At 47.9% G+C, this 23,199-nt stretch carries 19 protein-coding genes and 1 CRISPR repeat array; all 19 genes read left to right on the top strand.

The window, feature by feature from the left end:
- Positions 1-25: 25 nt before the first annotated feature.
- The 19 genes from cas5c (at position 26) to BQ2657_RS09715 (ending at position 23,118) form a co-directional block, all read left to right on the top strand.
- Positions 26-679 carry a type I-C CRISPR-associated protein Cas5c gene (cas5c, locus tag BQ2657_RS09805; protein WP_075580442.1) on the top strand — a complete coding sequence of 218 codons (654 nt, stop codon included), beginning with the start codon at positions 26-28 and terminating at the stop codon, positions 677-679.
- The gene (gene cas8c, locus BQ2657_RS09800) at positions 676-2,457 is read left to right on the top strand and encodes a type I-C CRISPR-associated protein Cas8c/Csd1 (protein ID WP_075580441.1); all 1,782 of its coding nucleotides are present in this window, start codon (positions 676-678) and stop codon (positions 2,455-2,457) included. The genes cas5c and cas8c overlap by 4 nt, the downstream gene beginning before the upstream one ends.
- Positions 2,457-3,353, top strand: a complete 897-nt coding sequence (cas7c, locus tag BQ2657_RS09795; RefSeq protein ID WP_075580440.1) for a type I-C CRISPR-associated protein Cas7/Csd2 — start codon at positions 2,457-2,459, stop codon at positions 3,351-3,353. The genes cas8c and cas7c overlap by 1 nt, the downstream gene beginning before the upstream one ends.
- On the top strand, positions 3,350-4,024 hold the full coding sequence (gene cas4 / locus BQ2657_RS09790) for a CRISPR-associated protein Cas4 (protein ID WP_075580439.1): 675 nt from the start codon (positions 3,350-3,352) through the stop codon (positions 4,022-4,024). Before cas7c ends, cas4 begins: the two co-directional genes overlap by 4 nt.
- Entirely contained in the window at positions 4,021-5,052 is a 1,032-nt protein-coding gene (gene cas1c, locus BQ2657_RS09785; RefSeq protein ID WP_075580438.1) for a type I-C CRISPR-associated endonuclease Cas1c, read from the top strand. The genes cas4 and cas1c overlap by 4 nt, the downstream gene beginning before the upstream one ends.
- A gap of 4 nt (positions 5,053-5,056) precedes the next feature.
- Positions 5,057-5,347, top strand: a complete 291-nt coding sequence (gene cas2, locus BQ2657_RS09780) for a CRISPR-associated endonuclease Cas2 (protein WP_012938139.1) — start codon at positions 5,057-5,059, stop codon at positions 5,345-5,347.
- A 122-nt stretch (positions 5,348-5,469) separates the two neighbouring features.
- A CRISPR array of direct repeats spans positions 5,470-9,672; the repeat unit is 31 nt; unit sequence GTCGCCCCCGCGAGGGGGCGTGGATTGAAAT.
- Between the two features lie 641 nt (positions 9,673-10,313).
- Positions 10,314-11,765, top strand: coding sequence for an undecaprenyl-phosphate galactose phosphotransferase WbaP (wbaP, locus tag BQ2657_RS09775; RefSeq protein ID WP_075580437.1), 1,452 nt, complete (start codon positions 10,314-10,316; stop codon positions 11,763-11,765).
- Between the two features lie 230 nt (positions 11,766-11,995).
- Positions 11,996-13,117, top strand: a complete 1,122-nt coding sequence (gene glf, locus BQ2657_RS09770; RefSeq protein WP_075580436.1) for a UDP-galactopyranose mutase — start codon at positions 11,996-11,998, stop codon at positions 13,115-13,117.
- 178 nt (positions 13,118-13,295) lie between these two features.
- Positions 13,296-13,655: a four helix bundle protein gene (locus BQ2657_RS09765; RefSeq protein ID WP_075580435.1), complete on the top strand. Its 360-nt coding sequence runs from the start codon at positions 13,296-13,298 to the stop codon at positions 13,653-13,655.
- Positions 13,656-13,947: 292 nt separating this feature from the next.
- Positions 13,948-14,721, top strand: coding sequence for a DUF4422 domain-containing protein (locus BQ2657_RS09760; RefSeq protein ID WP_075580434.1), 774 nt, complete (start codon positions 13,948-13,950; stop codon positions 14,719-14,721).
- Entirely contained in the window at positions 14,718-14,939 is a 222-nt protein-coding gene (locus tag BQ2657_RS09755) for a hypothetical protein (RefSeq protein WP_075580433.1), read from the top strand. The genes BQ2657_RS09760 and BQ2657_RS09755 overlap by 4 nt, the downstream gene beginning before the upstream one ends.
- A 29-nt stretch (positions 14,940-14,968) precedes the next feature.
- Positions 14,969-15,562, top strand: a complete 594-nt coding sequence (locus BQ2657_RS09750) for a type IV toxin-antitoxin system AbiEi family antitoxin domain-containing protein (protein WP_075580432.1) — start codon at positions 14,969-14,971, stop codon at positions 15,560-15,562.
- On the top strand, positions 15,559-16,401 hold the full coding sequence (locus BQ2657_RS09745) for a nucleotidyl transferase AbiEii/AbiGii toxin family protein (protein WP_075580431.1): 843 nt from the start codon (positions 15,559-15,561) through the stop codon (positions 16,399-16,401). The genes BQ2657_RS09750 and BQ2657_RS09745 overlap by 4 nt, the downstream gene beginning before the upstream one ends.
- Before the next feature lie 421 nt (positions 16,402-16,822).
- Positions 16,823-17,926 carry an HAD family hydrolase gene (locus tag BQ2657_RS09740; protein WP_075580430.1) on the top strand — a complete coding sequence of 368 codons (1,104 nt, stop codon included), beginning with the start codon at positions 16,823-16,825 and terminating at the stop codon, positions 17,924-17,926.
- A 199-nt stretch (positions 17,927-18,125) separates the two neighbouring features.
- Positions 18,126-19,295 (top strand): glycosyltransferase, encoded by a 1,170-nt coding sequence (locus BQ2657_RS09735; RefSeq protein ID WP_075580429.1) that lies wholly within the window; start codon positions 18,126-18,128, stop codon positions 19,293-19,295.
- A complete protein-coding gene (locus BQ2657_RS09730; RefSeq protein ID WP_075580428.1) occupies positions 19,292-20,359 on the top strand; it encodes a glycosyltransferase family 9 protein in 1,068 nt (355 codons plus the stop codon). The genes BQ2657_RS09735 and BQ2657_RS09730 overlap by 4 nt, the downstream gene beginning before the upstream one ends.
- Positions 20,340-20,894 (top strand): D-sedoheptulose 7-phosphate isomerase, encoded by a 555-nt coding sequence (gmhA, locus tag BQ2657_RS09725; protein WP_143224871.1) that lies wholly within the window; start codon positions 20,340-20,342, stop codon positions 20,892-20,894. The genes BQ2657_RS09730 and gmhA overlap by 20 nt, the downstream gene beginning before the upstream one ends.
- A 23-nt stretch (positions 20,895-20,917) precedes the next feature.
- On the top strand, positions 20,918-21,970 hold the full coding sequence (locus tag BQ2657_RS09720; RefSeq protein WP_075580426.1) for a glycosyltransferase family 8 protein: 1,053 nt from the start codon (positions 20,918-20,920) through the stop codon (positions 21,968-21,970).
- Between the two features lie 164 nt (positions 21,971-22,134).
- Positions 22,135-23,118 carry a glycosyltransferase family 2 protein gene (locus BQ2657_RS09715; RefSeq protein ID WP_075580425.1) on the top strand — a complete coding sequence of 328 codons (984 nt, stop codon included), beginning with the start codon at positions 22,135-22,137 and terminating at the stop codon, positions 23,116-23,118.
- Positions 23,119-23,199 lie beyond the last annotated feature (81 nt).

Below are 23,199 nucleotides of genomic sequence, written 5' to 3'. Positions count from 1 at the left end.
ATCAACGAGAAACAGAGGTGGTTCCATGAGTTATGGAGTACGAATCGACTGCTGGGGGAAGTATGCCTGCTTTACCCGGCCGGAACTGAAGGGGGAGCGGATGAGCTACGATGTGATGACGCCTTCCGCGGCCCGGGGACTGGTGGAGGCCATATTCTGGCATCCGGGGCTGCGGTATGTGATCGATGAAATCGATGTGCTGAGCCCCATCCAGTTCACCAATATCCGGCGGAATGAACTGAAAAGCAAAATTTCCGGGACTACGGTCCTGGCCGGTGCCCGGGGTGGCAAGCTGCTGGCCCAGGCAACCCATGAGGATATTATGCAGCGGGCTTCCACGGTGCTGAAAAATGTCCATTACTGCATCACCCTTCATTTTGAAATGACAGAAAAGGCCAATTCTTCGGATAATCCGGGGAAATTCCGGGAAATGCTCACCCGCCGGGCCCGGAAGGGGCAGTGCTACCATCAGCCTTATTTCGGAACCCGGGAATTTCCGGCTTCTTTCCGGTTGGTGGAGGATGACGAGGAAATCCAGCCCTATCCCCTTACCCAGGATCTGGGACTGATGCTCTACGACATGGATTATCGGAATCTGCAAAACATCATGCCCCGGTTTTTCCGGGCGAAACTGGTCAATGGAGTCCTTGATCTCCGGAACTGCGAGGTGCACCAATGATCCTGCAGGCACTGGTGAAGTATTATGAAACCCTGCTGAAACAGGGAAAGGTGGAGGAACCAGGCTGGAGCGCGGCCAAGGTATCGGCGGAAATCCAGCTGGACGAGGAAGGGAAGCTGTTGGGCATCCTGTCCCTGCGGAATGAAGTCCAGCGGGGGAAGAAAACCGTCCTGACGGATCCCCTGCTCCAGGTGCCGGAAGTGTTCAAACGGTCCAGCGGAGTGCGGCCCAATTTTCTCTATGACGGCTCATCCTATTTTTTCGGTGTGGACAGTAAAGGGAAACCCAAACGGTCCATCCAGTGTTTTGAGGCGGCCCGGACTTTTCACCACCAGCTGCTGGATGGGTGTGATTCTCCGGTTGCTCAGGGAGTCCTGAAGTTCTTTGACAGCTGGCAGCCGGATAAGGCGGAGGAAAATCCGGTATTCCAGCAGAACCGGGATGCGATTGTGGGGGCTTCGGGACTGGTGTTTGCCGTCAACGGCCAGGAAGCCCAGCAGGATCCGGAAATCCGTCGGCGCTGGATGGATTACAAGAAAGAAGGCGGGGGAGAGAACAGCGAAAAAGGCCAGTGCCTGGTGACTGGAAAGGTGGCGGAAATCGCCCTGACCCATCCCAACATCAAAGGAGTACGGGATGCCCAGTCTATGGGAGCAGCACTAGTCTCTTTTAATGCCAAATCCGTAGAATCCTTTGGTCATGACGGAGAACAGGGGCTGAATGCCCCAGTCAGTGAATATGCGGCCTTTGCTTATACCACGGCCCTGAATCAGCTGCTCCGGGACGGAAACAGCATTTTCTGCGGAGATACCACGGTGGTGTTCTGGGCCCAATCGGCCGAACCGCTGTATCAGCAGGTGTACATGAACTTCCTAAACCCGTCAGGAACCGGGGAAAACAGAGAACAAACCGTAAAAGCCGTGCTGGAAAAAATCCTCCAGGGCGTGGCTGCTGATGTGGATGGCATCACCCTTTCACCGGATGAACCGTTCTATGTGCTGGGGCTGGCACCCAATGCGGCCCGGCTGTCCGTCCGTTTCTTCTGGCAGAATACCTTCGGGGTCACCTTGCAGCATCTGCAGAATCACCAGAAACGGTTGGAGATTGTCCGTCCCTCCTGGGAAAAAGAACGAGGTGATTATCTGCCTTTATGGCGTCTCTTGAAGGAATCGGTGAATCCCAATGCCACCAAAAAGCAGGCACTGCCCCTTTTGGCCGGGAGCCTGCTCCGGAGCATCCTCCAGGATGCCCCTTATCCGGAAGCCATGTATCGGCAGTTCCTGCTGCGGATCAAGGCAGAATCCGGGGATGCAAAAATCAGTTATCCCAGAGCGGCCTTTGTGAAGGCCTATCTGTTGAAGAATCATCAGGAAAAGTGGGGTGGAGAAATTACCATGAACGTCAATGAAAACTGCAAGGCAGTTCCTTATGTGCTGGGCCGGCTGTTTGCGGTGCTGGAGGGACTGCAGCAAGATTCCAGCGAAGTCAGTGCAACCATCAAAGACCGGTATTTCAATGCGGCTTGCGCCACGCCGGGGGCGGTATTCCCGGTGCTGCTGAAACTGGCCAATGCCCATCTGAATAAATTGGGCCGGACCAACAAGGGACTGGCGGTGAATACCCAGAAGAAGCTGGGCAGCCTGATGGAAAAGATTACCATGCCCGATGAAGGGAACCCCATTCCCGGCCGGCTGACTTTGGACGAACAGGGAATGTTCATCCTGGGCTATTATCAGGAAACCCAGGCTCGCTATACCAAGAAGGAGGAACAGGCATAATGGAAGAAAACAAGGCAATTCGCAACCGGTACGATTTCGTGGTGCTTTTTGATGTGGAAAACGGCAACCCCAACGGGGATCCAGATGCAGGGAACATGCCCCGGGTGGACCCGGAAACCGGCCTGGGCCTGGTGACGGATGTGTGCCTGAAACGGAAGATCCGCAATTATGTGGAAGCTGCCAAGGAAGACCAGCCCGGGTATCAGATCTATGTCCGGGAAACGGTCCCCCTGGAAGCCAACGACAAGAAGGCGCTGGAGTATCTGGGTGTGGATGATGTGAAGAAAATCGACAAAAAGAAAGATCCCGATGCGGACCGGAAGATCCGGGACTTTATGTGCAGCAATTTCTATGATATCCGTACTTTCGGGGCTGTGATGACCACCTTCGTGAAAGGGGCTCTCAGCTGCGGACAGGTCCGGGGACCGGTCCAATTGGGATTCGCCCACAGCATCGACCCCATTATGCCTCAGGAAATCACCATCACTCGGGTGGCCATTACCACTGCCAAACGGCAGGAAGAAGGCCGGAACACGGAAATGGGCCGGAAGTACATCGTTCCCTACGGTCTGTACCGGGTGGAAGGGTATGTGTCCGCCAACCTGGCTCGGAAATCCACGGGCTTTTCCGACGAAGACCTGCAGCTGTTGTGGAAGGCCATCATCAACATGTTCGAAAATGACCATTCTGCCGCCCGGGGGAATATGGCTGTGCGGGAACTGATTGTGTTCAAACATGAATCAGAACTGGGCAATGCGCCGTCCTACAAACTGTTTGAACGGGTGCAGGTGGAGAAAAAGGATCCCCGGAAGGCGCCTCGGTCCTACCATGATTACCAGGTGACTGTGGATACGGAAAACCTGCCGGAAGGGGTCACCTGCCAGAGAATGGTATGACCTGGCGGGAAGAGGATTACCTGATGATCTCAGGAATCCAGCATTTCGTCTTTTGCCGGCGCCAGTGGGCCCTGATCCACATTGACCAGCAGTGGGAGGAGAACCGCCTGACGGCAGAGGGGCAGCTGATCCACCAGAATGCCCACAACGATCGGTTCGTGGAAAAACGGGCCGGGGTGATGACGGTGCGGGGTCTGCGGATCAGTTCTCCCACCCTGGGGGCTTCGGGAATCTGCGATGTGGTGGAATTCACCCAGGCAGATGCCGGAGAAGAAGGGGCTCATCTGGCAGGGCACCGGGGGTTGTGGAAGGTGCTGCCGGTGGAGTACAAGCGGGGAAAGGATAAATCCGATGACTGTGACATCCTCCAGCTGGCTGCCCAGGTGATCTGTCTGGAAGAAATGCTGGGCTGTGCCATCCCCCGGGGCTGTCTGTACTACCATGCTCTGCGGCACCGGCGGGAAATCCCCATGACGGAAGAACTGCGGCAGCGGGTCCGGGATATGTTTGCCGAGATGCACCAGTATTATGAGCGGCGCTACATTCCCCGGGTGAAGCCCAGCCAGACCTGCACCAGCTGTTCTTTGAAGGACCTGTGTCTGCCCAAACTGCAGAAGGATGGGCTGGTGGCCGATTATTATGCCGGACGGTTCCAGGAGGAGGGGCTATGAGACGACTGCTGAATACCCTGTTCATCCTGTCGGAAGACCTCTATCTGTCCCTGGAGAACCAGAATCTGACGGCATGGAAGGATGGAAATGTGGTCCAGAGGATTCCCCTGTTGAACCTGGAGAGCATCTTTTATTTCGGATACAAAGGGGCGTCACCGGCTCTTCTGGGGGCCTGTGCGGAACAGAACATCGGCTTTACTTTTCTGACACCCCAGGGAAAATTCCTGGCCCGGATCAGCGGAACCGGGCTGGGAAATGTGCTGCTGCGGAAGGCCCAGTATCGGAAAAGCGACAGGGAGGAGGAAAGTCTCCAGCTTGGCCGGTGGTTCCTGACAGGGAAAATCTGGAATGCACGGGTCACCTTGATGCGGTTCCTCCGGGACCATCCTCTGTCGGTGAAGGAGGAACAGTTCAGGGAAGCCATCCAGACTTTGAAAGGGGCACTCCGTGATCTGCAGCAGGCCAGGGACGGAGACCAGCTGCGGGGGATAGAAGGGAATGCCGCCCATGTGTATTTCTCCCTGTTCGACCAGCTGATCCTGGGGGATAAAAAGACCTTTTTCTTCCGGGAACGGAACAAGAGGCCGCCCCTGGACCCCATGAACGCGCTGCTGTCCTTTGCCTACACCCTGCTGGCTGCTGACTGCGCCCATGCCCTGGAAGCAGTGGGACTGGATGCCAGCGTGGGATTCCTCCACCGGGACCGGCCCGGGAGAAAATCCCTGGCCCTGGACCTGATGGAAGAGTTCCGTTCTCTGGCTGCCGATCGGTTCGTCCTTTCCCTGGTCAACACCCGGAGCCTTACTGGGAAACACTTCAAAAAGACGGAAACCGGTGCCGTTCTGATGAACGAAGAGGGAAGGAAGATCTTCCTCACCCGGTGGCAGGAACGGAAGCAGGAAAAACTGGAACATCCCTTTTTGAAAGAAAAGATACCCTGGGGACTTTTCCCCTACGTCCAGGCCCTGCTCCTGGCCAAATGGCTGAGAGAGGATCTGGATGGGTATCCGGCATTTTTGGGGAAGTGAAGCAATGTTGATCTTGGTAACCTACGATGTAAACACCGAAACCCCGGCCGGGAGAGCCCGGCTGCGGAAAGTGGCCAAATGCTGTGTGGCCCACGGACAGCGGGTGCAGAATTCCGTATTCGAATGCCTGTTGGACCAGGCCCAGTTCGTCCTGTTGAAAGGAGAACTGGAAGCCCTCATCGACAAAGACCACGACAGCCTGCGGTTCTACAACCTGGGCAACACCTATCAGAACAAAATCCAGCACCTGGGAGCCAAAAGGACTTACGACCCTGAAGCCCCCATGGTGCTGTAAGCGCGAAGGGGAAGCAAACAGAAAGAAAAAGCACCGGATAACGGGGCTTAGGAAATCTGAAAACTGACCTTCGCGAAAAAAAGACGGGAACGTCAGATGGAATCTGACTGCCTCGTCTGACAGTCGCCCCCGCGAGGGGGCGTGGATTGAAATACCCGATGATCTTGGATCTCTTCCTGAAAAAGATAAGTCGCCCCCGCGAGGGGGCGTGGATTGAAATTAGCCCGGTCGGTTTCAAGGGCCGTGCCGTACTGGTCGCCCCCGCGAGGGGGCGTGGATTGAAATTCCCTGCCCGATGACAAAAGCGACAACCGGATCCGTCGCCCCCGCGAGGGGGCGTGGATTGAAATCGCCGGGTCCCGGCCCTGGTCCACATTTCAATCCGTCGCCCCCGCGAGGGGGCGTGGATTGAAATTTTGGTTTGTTTTTGCTTAATATTGTTTTTGTATTGTCGCCCCCGCGAGGGGGCGTGGATTGAAATTACCCCGGGTGTTCCGCCAGCTGGAAACCATGCCCGTCGCCCCCGCGAGGGGGCGTGGATTGAAATACTCCGGACTCTACCAACCTCCAGGATGCCAAGGTCGCCCCCGCGAGGGGGCGTGGATTGAAATGATGATAATATCGTGACCAATAAGATGCTGCAGGTCGCCCCCGCGAGGGGGCGTGGATTGAAATGAGAACTTAACCTGGAAAAAGCACAGCAAGTGATAGTCGCCCCCGCGAGGGGGCGTGGATTGAAATCCCTCTGCCTTACATCTTGCCATCCATTCTTCAGTCGCCCCCGCGAGGGGGCGTGGATTGAAATATAGTTTTCTTGATCCTGACGCCCTATGCGGTAGGTCGCCCCCGCGAGGGGGCGTGGATTGAAATAGCGAAACACTGAATCATACCTGGAAGCGCAATAGTCGCCCCCGCGAGGGGGCGTGGATTGAAATGAATTTGTTCGTAAGCAAAAAGCGCAAGATCAATGTCGCCCCCGCGAGGGGGCGTGGATTGAAATATAAAAGTATTGATTGCAGTTGGAGTCTTAACCGTCGCCCCCGCGAGGGGGCGTGGATTGAAATATCATATACTATACTTAGCATTTTGTCAAGTGCAGTCGCCCCCGCGAGGGGGCGTGGATTGAAATTTACACCATCAGCTCTGTAATTTGGGACTGACGGTCGCCCCCGCGAGGGGGCGTGGATTGAAATCGGCACACCCACGCGTCACTACTGGCCGAGGCGGGTCGCCCCCGCGAGGGGGCGTGGATTGAAATCGCCCCCGTGTTGGTGCTGGTAGCCAGGAATCCCGGTCGCCCCCGCGAGGGGGCGTGGATTGAAATTATGCAGGTCATTGAATATGCACAGAATGAGATTGGTCGCCCCCGCGAGGGGGCGTGGATTGAAATAATTTTACAATAAGGAGCCGAAGTCTTAAATCCTAGGTCGCCCCCGCGAGGGGGCGTGGATTGAAATGCCTACATCCACTGTAATACTCGCCTCCCCCTGAAGTCGCCCCCGCGAGGGGGCGTGGATTGAAATTTCCGGCGAATACTCTATAGGTCCCAAAAGGAAGGTCGCCCCCGCGAGGGGGCGTGGATTGAAATGCCGAGGAGCATCGGGATCCGGAAGATGATGAAGGGTCGCCCCCGCGAGGGGGCGTGGATTGAAATGTATTATGAAGAACTGTATGACAATGATTCGTACGGTCGCCCCCGCGAGGGGGCGTGGATTGAAATTCAATGTAACTGTATACGTCCAAAACGTCAATAGTCGCCCCCGCGAGGGGGCGTGGATTGAAATTGGATATGCTGACACGGAAAAATTTATTGAGGGAGTCGCCCCCGCGAGGGGGCGTGGATTGAAATCAGTTACAAAAAAAGAAAAGAGGTAAATAAAAAGTCGCCCCCGCGAGGGGGCGTGGATTGAAATCGCCGGAGCCGCTCACCAGGCCGCCGCTGGCAAAGTCGCCCCCGCGAGGGGGCGTGGATTGAAATTGCCGGTTTTGTAGTCGCATTGAGCACACCTTGGGTCGCCCCCGCGAGGGGGCGTGGATTGAAATTACTCCTTATGCCCCGGTGGTTACTTCGGAGATTGTCGCCCCCGCGAGGGGGCGTGGATTGAAATCGGATGTTGTCCGGCCAGTCAAAGCCAGATTCGGTCGCCCCCGCGAGGGGGCGTGGATTGAAATACTCTTGATGGGAGCGCCTTCCGGAGCGGAGGGGGTCGCCCCCGCGAGGGGGCGTGGATTGAAATCTGCCTGGTAGCAGCAACACAATGTTACTCCAACGTCGCCCCCGCGAGGGGGCGTGGATTGAAATTTCCTTGGCTGTGACCATGGGGAGCGCTCTCCTGGTCGCCCCCGCGAGGGGGCGTGGATTGAAATGTAGCTCGTCCAACATCCTAAAATACCAGTCAGGTCGCCCCCGCGAGGGGGCGTGGATTGAAATCCTTTGGACAAGATGGAATCTGCTCATAAGCAAGTCGCCCCCGCGAGGGGGCGTGGATTGAAATCGCTGTTTGGGCCTGCCCGTGTTAAAACAATCTGGTCGCCCCCGCGAGGGGGCGTGGATTGAAATAGGCTACCGTGAGGGGAAGATCTACTGCACGGCAAGTCGCCCCCGCGAGGGGGCGTGGATTGAAATATGACTGGCGAAAGCTGCTCAGATGGGCCGAGGTCGCCCCCGCGAGGGGGCGTGGATTGAAATGTGGACCAGGGCCGGGACCCGGCGGGGGAGGTCCGTCGCCCCCGCGAGGGGGCGTGGATTGAAATCCGGAACGAAAATAATCAAATCATGGGAACCTGGTCGCCCCCGCGAGGGGGCGTGGATTGAAATTGTTGATAACAATTATCATTTGCGTACTAGCAATCGTCGCCCCCGCATGGGGGCGTGGATTGAAATGAGAATCTACTATTGCGACAATACAGGCAGTGACGTCGCCCCCGCATGGGGGCGTGGATTGAAATTGCCCCTCGCAAGAAGCTGAACACCGTGGATAGGTCGCCCCCGCATGGGGGCGTGGATTGAAATAACTACAAATCTCCGGACATCAGCGGTCCTGCCGTCGCCCCCGCATGGGGGCGTGGATTGAAATTGGTCCATGAGGTAGATGGGCATTTTGCCGATGGTCGCCCCCGCATGGGGGCGTGGATTGAAATTGGCCTCGTTGGGGCTGTAGATCCCGGAGGCCACGTCGCCCCCGCATGGGGGCGTGGATTGAAATTACAGCCCGGGAGTGGGGAGCCGTAGACACGACTTGTCGCCCCCGCATGGGGGCGTGGATTGAAATTGCTGCCGTAGATCCGGCAGAGCCAAAAAGACCGCGTCGCCCCCGCATGGGGGCGTGGATTGAAATTGCTGCCGTAGATCCGGCAGAGCCAAAAAGACCGCGTCGCCCCCGCATGGGGGCGTGGATTGAAATCGGCAAAAGACGTTGCAGCCATCAAAGAGCACAGGTCGCCCCCGCATGGGGGCGTGGATTGAAATTGCTGCCGTAGATCCGGCAGAGCCAAAAAGACCGCCGTCGCCCCCGCATGGGGGCGTGGATTGAAATAAGCCAAACCATTTTTCCACCAGCCCCAAACGGCAGTCGCCCCCGCATGGGGGCGTGGATTGAAATTGTAATCCCTAGCCAGGTGTCCAGGGCTTCCTCACCGTCGCCCCCGCATGGGGGCGTGGATTGAAATATTGCAAATATGGCAAAAACCCGCCACATCGCAGTCGCCCCCGCATGGGGGCGTGGATTGAAATCATGTCCTCATGAAATTCAGCAGCGTAAAAAATCGTCGCCCCCGCATGGGGGCGTGGATTGAAATTCCGGTATTCCGGTTAAGAAGATGGATTGCATGACCGTCGCCCCCGCATGGGGGCGTGGATTGAAATTCCGGATCAGAGACGAGGTGCCTTATACTGCCGAGTCGCCCCCGTGAAGGGGCGTGGATTGAAATATCCTGATTACAAATCCTTTGCTCATGTCCGCACGTCGCCCCCGTGAGGGGGCGTGGATTGAAATGATGGCCACTTGCTGCCGGTCAAAAAATGCCACTGGTCGCCCCCGTGAGGGGGCGTGGATTGAAATCATCCTCACGGCGATAGCCGTCCGACCATCCGGGGTCGCCCCCGTATGGGGGCGTGGATTGAAATCAGGGGCGCGCCCGCTGCTGCATATCCCAGCATGGGGTCGCCCCCGCATGGGGGCGTGGATTGAAATAATAGGGGGCGATACACCACCTGCTGGGGTTGACTGTCGCCCCCGTGAGGGGGCGTGGATTGAAATATTGCCACCCTGGACAACCGTACAACGCCGATTTGGTCGCCCCCACATGGGGACGTGGATTGAAATATCAGGCCCATCTGGGCCTGGACGGCCTGCTTGGTGTCGCCCCCGCATGGGGGCATCGGCGTCAGCCGATATTTTGCAGGACCGGCCGAAAACGATGGAGTGTTCGGCAGAAGTAGGAATATGATGATTGCAGTATCCATTGCTGTATCTCAGGTGGATAGTTCCCGTACCTTCGTCAAGATATTTGGTCCTTTTAGGAACTCATACCTCCACCACCGGGCAAGCTCGGTCCTTAGCTACGGTATAAGCGACCTCGCTATCCGCTTGAAGTGGATGCTCTCTGCTTACACCCCTGCAGGGCGGAATTGGCCTCTGGCTATGCTGGTACACTTTGCGGATATACGTCGATACCCCGGGAGCCAGGAGGTGCGGGGGTCAGGTCAATACGGGTATAGGAGGACTTTTCCCATCTGGGAGGCCGGGACGGGTTTGCCAGCGGCGAACCCCCACGCCGTCGACCTCGAAGCAGCGATGAAAAATTTTTGACCCCATTTCTGAATAACTATACCGTGATGAAGATTTCACCGAGAACTTGTTGACACCTACCAATTCCCCCTTTTTTCTTCATCTTCCTCTATTTATATGGTAAAATAAAAATTATATATAAAATACGCAATTTGCTGTGTAAAAGGAGCGCATTTATGTCTCATACTGCCTTTTCGGAAAACCATCCCGATTCCTTTATCCATCATCATCTGAACTATTTTCTGCCCACCATCTATACCATTACGGACTGGCTGATGATCCTGCTTGCGGAATTCTTTGCGTACCATCTGCGGGGAGCTCTAACCGGGAATGCCCATTTCCACATGCCCTGGCTCAACCTGTGGGTGGCATTCCCTCTGCTTTTTCTGTTGTTTTTCCGGCAGGGAGGTATCTATACGAAACACATGGGCTATTGGAAGCTCATGGAATGCATCTGCCGGGGCTGTACCTATGCCATCGGCGCCATAGTGGTCTTTGTCTATCTGTCCCACATTTCCGCCAGCACTTCCCGGCTCTTTGTGGGCCTGTTATGGATCTTTGCCCTTGTCTTGGTGACCCTTTCCCGGTATATCATCGCCCATATCCTGAACTGGGCCGGGGTGGGGAGTGTACCCGTCCTTCTGGTGGGAGCTGGAAAAACAGCCAATCTTGTGCTCCAGGGTATCCGGGACGATGTGGGCTTGAACTTCAATATCATAGGCTATGTGGATGATGCCGGGCCTCAGGAAGAAAACGTGGGGAATCTGCCCTATCTGGGGACCTTTGCCCAGGCAGTGGACGTGATCGAAAAGACCCAGGTCCAAGATGTCTGCATCGCAGCCCCCGGCCTTTCCCCGGAAAAATTGAACCGGCTGATCCATACCATCCAGCCCCATGTGCGGAACCTGGCCTTTGTACCCGATCTGATCGGTCTGCCGGTGAACGGCATCGAAGTGGAATCCCTGTTCAACGAACGGCTGATGTTCATGAGCCTGAAGAACAACCTGGCTCGGCCTTACAACCGGTTCATCAAGCGGGTGTTCGACCTGGTGCTGACCACTATCGGTGTCATCGTCTTGAGCCCTATCTTTCTGCTGCTGGCACTCCTAATTAAACTAGATTCCCGGGGGCCCATCATTTTTGCCCATCAGCGGATCGGCAAGGATGGAAAACTATTTCCCTGTCTGAAGTTCCGGACCATGTGCGTGGATGCGGACAAGAAGCTGAAAGAATATCTGGCGGAAAATCCGGAAGCCCAGAAAGAGTGGGAAGCAGAATTCAAGCTGAAAGATGATCCCCGGGTGACCCGAGTGGGGCGGGTGCTGCGGAAGACCAGCCTGGACGAACTGCCCCAGCTGTTCAATGTGCTCATCGGCCAGATGAGCCTAGTGGGGCCTCGGCCCATTGTCACCGCCGAAATCCCCAAATACGGCCCGTATATCAAAGATTTCTACATGGTCCATCCTGGCATCACCGGCATGTGGCAGGTGAATGGCCGCAGCGACACCACCTACGACGAACGGGTCCAGATGGATTCCTGGTACGTCCGCAACTGGGGCGTCTGGCTGGATATCATGCTGCTATGGAGGACCATCGGAGTGGTCCTCCAGCATAAAGGGGCGTACTGAGGGGCGGCGGTTAGGAAGAAGTCAGACACAGCCCCTTAACGGGGCCTTGAGACGTCAGATGCCAGTTTTGTACGGGTTTAGATGAAGGACCGATTTGCTTATAGCCAACAAGCTGACGTCTGACATCTGAAAGGCCCGAAGGATCGGTCTTAAGGCGAGAGACATTAAGCGTGAGACGAGAGGCGTTACCAAGACCGGCGCAGCCGGCAATCGAAAAGGAGCTTAAAACCATGACTCAATACAATTACTTGATCGTTGGTGCCGGTCTGTACGGTGCCGTTTTTGCCCAAAAAGCCAAAGCTGCTGGAAAAAAAGTCCTGGTCATCGATAAACGGGATCACATCGCCGGGAACATTTATACCAAAACGGTAGAAGGCATCCATGTGCACCAGTACGGCGCCCACATCTTCCATACCAACAACCAGACTGTATGGGACTATGTGAACCAGTTCACTGCCTTCAACCGTTTCACCAATTCCCCGGTGGCCAATTACCATGGAGAACTGTTTTCCCTGCCCTTCAATATGTACACTTTCAACAAAATGTGGGGGGTAGTGACACCGGAAGAAGCGGCAGCCAAAATCGAAGAACAGAAAAAAGCGGCCTGTATCTCCAATCCCCGGAATTTGGAAGAACAGGCCATTTCCCTAGTGGGGACGGATATCTATGAAAAACTCATCAAGGGATATACGGAAAAACAGTGGGGGCGCCCCTGCACCGAGCTGCCAGCTTTTATCATCAAACGCCTTCCCGTGCGCCTTACTTTCGACAATAACTACTTCAACGCCCTGTATCAGGGAATCCCTGTGGGAGGCTATACCAAGCTGGTGGCCAATCTGCTGGACGGCATCGAAGTGCGGCTGAACACAGATTATCTGGCCAATCAGGCAGAACTAGATGCCCTGGCCGAGAAAGTCGTCTATACCGGGCCCATCGATGCCTATTTTGGCTACAAATTGGGGCCCCTGGAATACCGCAGCGTCCGGTTTGAAACGGAACTCCTGGACAAACCCAATTACCAAGGCGTGGCTGCCATGAACTACACTGACCGGGAGACACCTTGGACCCGGATCATCGAACACAAATGGTTCCAGTTCGGCAAAGATGATGCAGGCGATGACCTGCCCAAGACCGTCATCAGCCGGGAATACAGCTCTGAATGGAAAGTAGGGGACGAACCCTACTACCCGGTGAACGATGCCAAAAACAGCGCCCGGTATCAAGAATACAAAGCCCTGGCCGATCAGGAAAACAACGTCATCTTTGGAGGCCGTTTGGGAGAATACAAGTATTATGATATGGATGCGGTGATCGCCCGTGCCTTGGAAGTGGCGGATAGGGAAAAGCTGTAAACCGCTCTTCAGTCTCACGCCCGGGGCAGTCACTAGGAGACAGCAGTGAAAAAGCATCTAGCTGCTTTTTCAGTCTCACGTCTTACGCTTAACGTCTCACGCTGATGGAAATCAAATGCTTTAGGCATTTGATTGAAAAATATATAGGCAATATTCATAGAAAGGATGCAGATTAGACATGTACTATACGCACCAAAAACTTATTGTATGGCAGCGTTCCATTCGGCTTGTTGATTTGATTTATGATATAACGGATAAATTTCCTCAAAAAGAAATATTTAATCTGGTAAGCCAAATGCAGCGAGCAGCAGTTTCTATACCCAGCAATATCGCAGAAGGTAGGGCTAGGGGAAGTGATAAAGATTTTATTCACTTTTTGTTAATTGCCAGAGGATCCGTCTGCGAACTAGATACCCAACTTCTGATTTGTAAAAAACGAAACTACATTAATCAGGAGAACTTTGAAAAAGCCTGTGAACTCTGTGATGAAGTTAACAGGAGACTGACTAAACTGATTATGTCAATTAAAGCAAAGTAAAATGCGAGAAACGCATTTTAGCCTCACGTCTCATGCTAAACGTCTCATGCCGAAGGAGGCCAAATGCTTTTAAAGCATTTGGTTAAATAAAAAATTGTAGATGCCGGGAGCTTCACTAGAGGGAGCAATAAAAAATTCATTCTTTATTGATTCAGGAGCAAACCGGCAAATGTGGTTTGCCTCCATCGGCGTGAGACGTGAGACATTAAGCGTGAGGCGCTTGCACCGACAAAAGATGCGTGTGTAACTGTCGACTTTAAATAAAAATTAAAATGAAAGGACAATAGCCGTCATGGACACCAAAATCCTCATCGCCATCCACAAACCCTACTGGATCCCATCGGACCCTGTTTACTTCCCTCTCCAGGTTGGGGCGGAGGGGAAGGCTTCGCTGGGGTTTGCAGGGGACAATACGGGAGATAACATCTCTTCCAAAAATCCCAACTACTGTGAACTCACCGGGCTGTATTGGGCCTGGAAGAATCTGGACTGTGACTGCATCGGCCTGTGCCATTATCGGCGGTATTTTGGCCACCGGGTCCGGTCCAATAACCTGGAAGACAAAAAGAAAGCCATCTTCACCCAGGCCGACTACGACAGACTCCTTGGCCAGTACGATGTGATTCTGCCCGTGAAGCGGAACTACTACATCGAAACAGTCCGAAGCCAGTACGAACACGCCCATTACAAAAAAGATCTGGATGAAGTGGAAAAAATCATCGCCGAAAAATACCCAGAATACAGCCAGGCCTTCACCACCGTCATGAATCGGCGGAAGCTCCACATCCTGAACATGTTCGCCATGAAAAAGACTCTGTTCGATCAATACTGCAGCTGGCTGTTCGACATCCTTTTTACGCTGGAAAGCCGCATCGATATCAGCAGCTACAGTCCTTACGAAGCACGGATCTATGGCTTCCTCTCCGAACGCCTCTTCAACGTATGGCTGGAAAAACAGCACCTGAAAGAAGTGGAAGTTCCGGTAATCTTCCTGGAACGGGTGGACTGGCCTAAGAAAATCCGGGAGTTCCTGGCACGGAAGTTTTTGGGGAGAAAAGGGCGTTGAAAAGTGGCAAGCCACTTTTCAAGTCTCACGCCCAACGTCTCACGTCTCATGCCAAAGGATACCATCTGCCGGGGGTAGATGCTCTTGAACATAAAAAAACTGCAGGCTCGCCCTTCCCGGCCACCTTAAGGGAAGAAATTCAGTGCAAAGCAGGGATGGTGGAAACCGGTTCAAAAATATATTATAATATATTTAACATTCATGCTCATAAATTTTAAAATATAAGCGCGTATAGAAAGGAAAAACTGTGGACAAGCAAAATATCCTTTATCAATTAACAGAAGAAACCAGTGGGTATCTGCTTGTGCGGGAAGCAGTTTCACTGGGTATTTCTCGGCCAACTATCGCATCATTCATTAAAAAAAAATCTATGCAGAAGATTGCTTCCGGCATCTATAAGACAGAAGAGGCTTGGGATGATATCTGGTTTGTATTGCAGAGTCAATATCAGGAAACTGTCTTTTCTGGGGCTACTGCACTTTATTTTCATGGGCTTTTAGACCGGGAACCCAGCATAATTACCGTTACCGTTAAAAAAGGATATAATACTTTATCTTTACATAAAAAAAAGATTAAAACCTACTATACGGATCCCCAACTGCTATCTTTGGGTATGATTTCTATGGAAACGCCTTTTTGTCATTACGTGAATGTTTATGATATGGATCGTTCCATCTGTGATCTGATCCAGCATAAAAATGACTTTGATATCCAAGACTTCCAAACAGCGTTGAAAGAATATTTTCATAGTCCTTCAAAAAACATTCATCAATTGATGAAGTATGCATCGAAACTAAATATGGAACAGAAAATCCGGCATTATACGGAGGTTTTGCTATGATCCAATCTTCTGGTCAACTAAAAGATAAAATTAGAAACTTGTCCAAGGGAGATAGTTGGAAGGCACAAACACTGATTCGCAACTATATGATGGAACGGTTTTTAGAAAGATGTTCTGTTTCACCTTATCAAGATAAATTTATCTTAAAAGGTGGAATGTTAGTTGCTTCTATGATTGGGCTAAATATGCGAGCGACAATGGACATTGATGCTACTATTAGAAATTATCCTCTGACACTACAAAAGGCCAAAGAAATGATAGAAGAAATCGCCGGAATAAGGTTGCCGGATCAAGTTGAATTTTCTTTGCAAAGTGCCAGAGAGATTATGGAAGAACACGAATATCCTGGGTTGCGTTTTATGTTGAATGCCTATATGGATAAGCTCCGACAGTCAGTAAAAATCGATATCTCAACGGGAGACATCATAACTCCGGCTGCTGTTTCTTATCAATATCCGTTGATGTTTGAAAAAAGAAACATCAATATCATGAGTTACAATCTGGAAAGCGTATTAGCAGAAAAGTTGGAAACGATTCTTGCCAGAGACATTGCGAATACTCGAATGAGAGATTTTTATGATATCTGCCAACTATCAACGACCTATGGGAATCAAATTCATAAGAAAATATTAGAGGAAGCCTATCAGGCAACGGCTATGAAACGAAAGTCCCTTGTGGACAAAGATAAGGGAGAAGAGATTCTGAAAAGAATCAGCGCAAATAAAGATATGAAGGAACAGTGGGAACTATATCTTGAGAAAAATTCCTATATAGGATGTTTACCATGGGAAGAAGTGATGGAAACAGTTAAAAGCTTGTATAGGAGTATATGCGACTAAATTAGTACAGGCAGATATCGGTCAATCCATTGCGAATCCGTAGGGATCGATTGCTGCACGGCCTCAAGCGTCTCACGCTCAATGTCTCACGCAGTCGGATATCATCTACCCGGGCAGATGCTTTTGATTGGAAACGCAGTCCTGGGGATTGCTGATTCATTGCCATCCTTTGTTCTCGTCCACCCGACAGCGACGGCGTAGGGAATCGCCGAAGGAGAGCCCTTTCCGGCCGGCCGCCCAGAGGGAATAATTTCAGTGCAGAGGGAAGAGCAGGACGGCGGGAATCAGCCAATCTAATGCGATACGGAGGAAAAAATGCAAAACCAGGGGCTCATATTCTGTATAATAGTTTCTCCGTATATTTTTTGTAGATTTATGTTAACTCTGCTATAATGGAAGAAATCGTAAAGGGGTGATTGATATGGATGAAGGTTATAAAAAGCCCGTAATTGCCATCTGCTATGACTTCGATAAAACGCTGTCTCCTGATGATATGCAGGCACAGGGATTCATCCAATCACTCGGTTACGATGTAAAAGATTTTTGGCAAGAATCAAATGGCCTGGCTGCGGATAATGATATGGATCAGAATTTAGCTTATATGTACATGATGACCAAGAAATCCCGCGGAGCGATGGTATTCAATAAAGAGAAAATCATGGAATATGGCTCAAAGTTGAGCCTCTTTCCTGGAGTTGATTCCTGGTTTGACCGAATTAATACTTTTGGTATTGAACAAGAGGTCGAAGTTGAACATTATATTATCTCATCCGGATTGAAAGAAATGATTGAAGGAAGCAAAATCGCTGACCAATTTAAAAAGATTTATGCTAGTTCTTTTTATTATGATCAGGATGGGATAGCGGTCTGGCCGGCACAAGTGGTTAACTATACCAATAAGACACAGTTTCTTTTTAGAATCGAAAAGGGTGTCCTTGACGTGAATGACGCAGCAGTCAACGATTTTTATCCTCCAGATAAAATCAAGATTCCTTTTAGGAATATCATCTACATCGGGGACAGCGATACAGATATTCCCTGCATGAAGCTGGTCAATTCCTATGGAGGCTATTCCATTGGTGTGTACAATAGCGATACAAAGGATAAAAGCAAAGTCTATAAAATGCTGAGAGAAAACAGAATACGTTATTTTGCGCCAGCAGATTATAGCAAAAATCAACCTTTGGAACAATTGGTCCAGAATATCATCAAAAGGACGAAGGAAAATGAAATCCTTGAAACAATCCATTACCAATGTGAAGCTGAGATGAATCAGGAATTTGCCAGCCAGCCAGACGAACAGCAATATAAGATAAATTTGCTTAATATGCTGGAGGAAAGCGGTTCATTTGCCCAAACTCATAAAATTATTGAGAAAATGAATCGAATTCAAAATTGGTCACCAGATGAGAAAAAAAGGATTATCCGTATTGGGGAAGCAAACCATCAAGTCTCCTATATATTGGAAGATAAAGATATTGCTGCGTTTTATAGAAAAGTGAGAAATGGTATTGATGACGACTGAACAATTCATACGTGGAGATTGTATAATCCAAGTGCAATAAGGATTTTCTTTGAAGAAACTGATACAAGGGCTTCTGTTACAGTTCATTTATTGTGATTTTTCTTTTTTGGTTGCCTTTTCTCCTGGCTTATTCTACAATAATACTTATAGACTTACATAACCAAGTGATTTCCATTTTCAGTAGGTGAGTATAAATTTTATGGCATCTCCAATTCGTATATTACAGGCTACGGTCAGTAACGACAAAGGTGGGCTGACTGGATATATTTGCCAGAACTACCGATATATTGATAAATCCAAGGTACAGTTTGATTTTCTCACTTATGAAACACAGCTGGATTTTCAGAAAGAATTCGAGAAGATGGGTGCACGATTCTATGTTGTGCCCAAACCTTCTCATTTTTTTGCATACATGAAGGCTTTGAAGCAGATCTGTAAACAGTCTGAATATGGAGCCGTTCATTTTAACATTTCTTATGCCAATTTTCTTCCTTTGCTGGCTGCTAAATGGGCTGGCTTTAAACGGATTATTGTGCATTCCCACAGTACAGAAATCGATGATAAAAGAAAACTGGTCAGAGGCATGAAAAAATGCATCCATTATGTTGGCAAGATGCTGATGCCGGTTTTGGGGACGGATTTCCTTGCCTGTTCCCAGCTTGCTGGAGAATGGATGTATCCTGCTTCTGTTCTTCATGGAGGAAAATATCATCTGGCAAAAAATGCTATCAATTTGGAGAAATATCGTTTTAATCCTGTAATCCGTAATGCAGTTAGAAAAGAGTTGAGGATTGGCGAGAAAACATTTTGCATTGGTCATATAGGGCGTTTTTCCTATCAAAAGAATCACAGTTTTTTAATCCAGGTATTTGCGGAAGTCCATAAAAAGCAACCGGATTCCTGTCTACTTCTTATTGGCGGCCATATGAATGGAGACGAATATTATACGGAAGCAAGGAAAATGGTAAAGCAATTTCATCTGGAAGACTCAGTTTGTTTTCTGGGCGTTCGTAAAGATGTTCCAGAGTTGCTGCAGGCAATGGACTGTTTTGTACTGCCTTCTCGATTTGAAGGATTAGGAATCGTAGGGATTGAAGCGCAGGCTTCGGGATTGCCATGTATTGTATCAAATTCGGTCCCTAGAGAATTAAATGTTTCAGGGTCAGTAAAATTTTTACCATTGAAAAGGGAAAAATGGACTTATGAATTAATGCTATCATCTGTATTTTATAAAAGAGAAAAGCAATCTGATTTGTTAGCGCAAAATGGTTATGATATTTTTACTGAGATTAAGAGTATAGAAAAATATTATACAAACAAAGTGATAAACAAGAAATTGGATTATACTACAAAACTGGAGAAAAAGTGAAAAGATTAAAGATATTGGTCGAAATGAAACACGGTCTCGGAGACTGTGTTTGTATGCTTCCAGCTCTTTCTGCCATTCGGGAAAATTATCCGGATGCTTATATTGCATTGCTTGTGAATGGGCGGGCAAATCAGGAAATATTTGAACATAGTCATATTTCTATTGACGATTATTTTTATTTCAGCTTGAAAAACCGAAGTATAGGGTATACAGTGGAAACCTTAGTTAAGTTGTTTTTCAAACACTTTGATATTGGTGTCTTGGCTACAATGACTCCCCCAAAAAAGGGCATGGGTCTTTTTAAACTTTTGGGGGTTAAGCGATGCTTTGGTGAGCAATATGATGGCTTGAATTTCCTTGACTTAGATGATAGTCTTCATTTCGTGCATCGTAATCTAAACATTGTTAGCAATTTTTGTCCTAACCTTAAAAATCAGCAGCCTCTATTGTATCCAAAGACGGAAGATGGGGTAAAATTCCAGGATCTCAAAAAATCAAAGCATATAAAAATCGCTGTTAGTATTGGCGGGGCTGATAAAAATTATTATAAGGGTAATTATGTGTTTACCAGGAACTGGAAAAAAGAATATATGCATACGTTAGTAGATCTTTTATCCAGAAATCAGGAATATGACATATTTTTATTAGGAGGTAAGCTCGAAGAAAGTCTGATAGGGGACTATGTAGATTTGCTAGGACGCAATAATATATTTAATTTTGTAAATCAAACGAATATTGGAGAGTCAATCTATTTGTTGAGTCTTTGCCAACTGGCGGTTGGTGTTGACACGGGAATGCAACATATTGCCGATGCTTTAGAAGTGCCGACAGTCTCTATTTTTGGACCTACAAATCCAAAAACTCATGGAGCATTCTCGAAGAAAGCCACATTTGTTTTGTGCAATCCAAAGTTGGATTGTCAATTTTGTTTTGACCATGACATATATTATACTTGTCCGGACCGCAAATGTCTAAATGAGATTCCGGCGCAAATGGTGTATAATGAAATTCTAAAAAAGTTAAAAGATGGACGGAGAGAAAAATATGATAACCGAACAGATTAACGAACATCAGCAAGTTGTAAAAGCTCTTCTTGATCAATGTATTCCTTGTATTGAAGAGATCGCCATGGTTTGCAAAGAGGCCATTAGTTCCGGACATAAGATTATGTTGTGTGGTAATGGCGGAAGTGCAGCTGATAGTCAACACATTGCTGCAGAATTTGTAGGCCGTTTTCTTAAGGAACGGAAAAGTTTGCCGGCAATAGCTTTGACAACAGATACGTCTATTCTTACTGCTGTGGGAAATGATTATGGCTTTGATAAAGTGTTCAGCAGACAGGTTGAGGCTTTAGGTAATCCAGGCGATGTATTAATTGGGATTTCTACTTCTGGGAATAGTAAAAACGTAATTGCTGCTTTTGAAGAAGCAAAGGCAAAGGACATGAAGACAATAGCATTTACTGGAAATAAATCCAGTCAATCTGAACGAATGGCAGATGTGACATTGAAAATTCCTTCCACTGTCACTGCCAGAATTCAGGAATGTCATATCTTGGTAGGACATATTATTTGTAATGCTGTCGATGAGATGTATTGAATATTTAAGAAAGGCTAAAGGCTATGAACAACAGTCAAAATAGAGCTATTCATGTTGCATTTGGGTTAAGTGACGAATCTGGTCAGTATAGTAAATATGTTGCAACAGCAATAGCTTCAATTTTGCTCCATACACAAGAAACTATTATTATCCATATTCTTTGTGATGATTCAATTTCTGATGAAAATATTGATAAAATTAATCAAACAGTGGAATGCTACGGGGCTAAAATAATATATCATAGAATAGAACTTCCAACATATTTTCAGACTCTTGATTCTATTAAAAATATAACTATAGGGACTTTATTCCGGCTGTTTATTCCTGAAGTATGTGAAAATATAGATCGTGTAATTTATTTAGATGCAGATACTCTTATCCAATGTGATATTTCGAGAATGTTACAATATGATTTGAATGATAGCTATGCGGGTGTTGTTTTAGACGTATATAAGACTAGAAGAGATTACATTAATACTAAATTATATAAAAAATTAGGAGTTAACAAAGACATATATTTTAATGCTGGAGTCATGGTATTTAACTGTGTTCTTATCCGCAAGGAAATGAATTTAGTAGATAAGGGATTAGAAATTTTAAATGTGATGCCATTTCTTCCTTTTGCTGATCAAGATATATTAAACATATTATTTAAAGGTAAAATAGTCTTGATGGATAATATGTATAACTATCAGATTGACCTAATTGCTTCCGATATTCATCCAAATGAATTGGATAAAAAAGGCATATTACACTTTTCTGGATATTTAAAACCTTGGAACTGTGCGAATACCCAAGTTATAAGATATTATTATGCGGTAATGGCACAAACCGCGTATGTTAATACGATTGATGATATGAACACTGCAATGTCTACAATTAGTTATAACTTTCATATGAAATACGATTTAAAACATGCACTTATGGGTAGAACAGAGCCTAGTAATAAAATTATTAAGATATTATGCCTCTTTTCTTTGATTTTTAGCGGTGAAATTTATAAAAAAGTTCAAAGAAGTTTGTGGCTTTTAAGAGAACGTGTCAAGTTGAACTATATTTATCCTTTTAAAATTTAAGACGCACTACTTGCAATTTAAGGTAAGATTTAATATTAGATTATGCATAAAATTATGAAGAAATTAGTTTCATATGCCTTTAGTGTGAGGGAAGGGAAAATGTTAAACTTATGATATATTATTTAGTCTATGTACGTGGGATTAAGCAGTGAAAGGGTATTAATATGCTGATAAGTGTGATTGTTCCAGTATATAATGTAGAATACTACCTACGGAGATGTGTGGAATCTATTAGATCGCAGACATACAAAAAAATAGAAATTCTACTTGTGGATGATGGAAGCACGGATGGAAGTAATCGGATTTGTGATGCCTTAGCGCTCAGAGATAAACGTATTCGGGTATTTCATAAAGAAAATGGAGGCGTCAGCAGTGCTAGAAATTTGGGAATTGAACAGGCCTCAGGTGAATATATCTGTTTTGTAGATGGTGATGATTGGTTGGATGAGGATTACTTTGAAAAAGCAGTATGGGTTTTAAAAAAAGAACATCCAATACTTTTAATAAATAATTATGTAAAAGACGATGGAGAGGGGCATATATTTTGTAAATTTTCACCATCGCCTTTTTTGCACTTCTATGCATCAGATGCATTTTTTGAAATGGTGAAGGGAATCCATTTTGGATGGGAACCTGTTGCTTCATTTTATGAAGCAAATGCGTGTAAAAAGGTAAAGTTCGATTCTAATATTGTTTTTGGGGAAGATTTGCTGTTTCGTTTTCAATTTACACAGGTAAATGAAGGAATTTATATTTATCAATACTTGCCGAAGTATCACTATTATAAGAGAATAGATAGTGCTGTGCACAGCTATCCAATTTATAAAAAAGTCGATGACTTAAAAGTACTCGAGCAGGTTATGTCTACAACAGATAAGAGAACGAGACAATTGTTGCTTTGTAATGAGTACGTCCCCAGATTACTGAAGGATTACTTTTTAGGAATTCATAGTAATGATTATCGAAATAAAAAAATTACAAAAAAATTACAAAATAAGATTCGACAAAAGATATGGTGTTTTTATAGAGAAAATCAGCTTTGTTTGTTTTTAAAATTAAAATTGACTATCTGTTTCTTTCCTCAATCAATTGTAAAAAATCTCCGGCAAGGATATCATACGTTAAAATTATTCATTAAAAATAAATAACTGTTACAAGTAGAGTAATATTACAATTCCTTGATAAAAACATAGAGTAAATTTATAAAAAGTAAACATGTATTTTTAATT

It is taken from the genome of Acidaminococcus massiliensis (assembly GCF_900095825.1).
GTDB classification, from domain to species: domain Bacteria; phylum Bacillota; class Negativicutes; order Acidaminococcales; family Acidaminococcaceae; genus Acidaminococcus; species Acidaminococcus massiliensis.
Note: the sequence above shows the minus strand (reverse complement) of the source record. Positions and strands in the feature narration are given on the sequence as shown.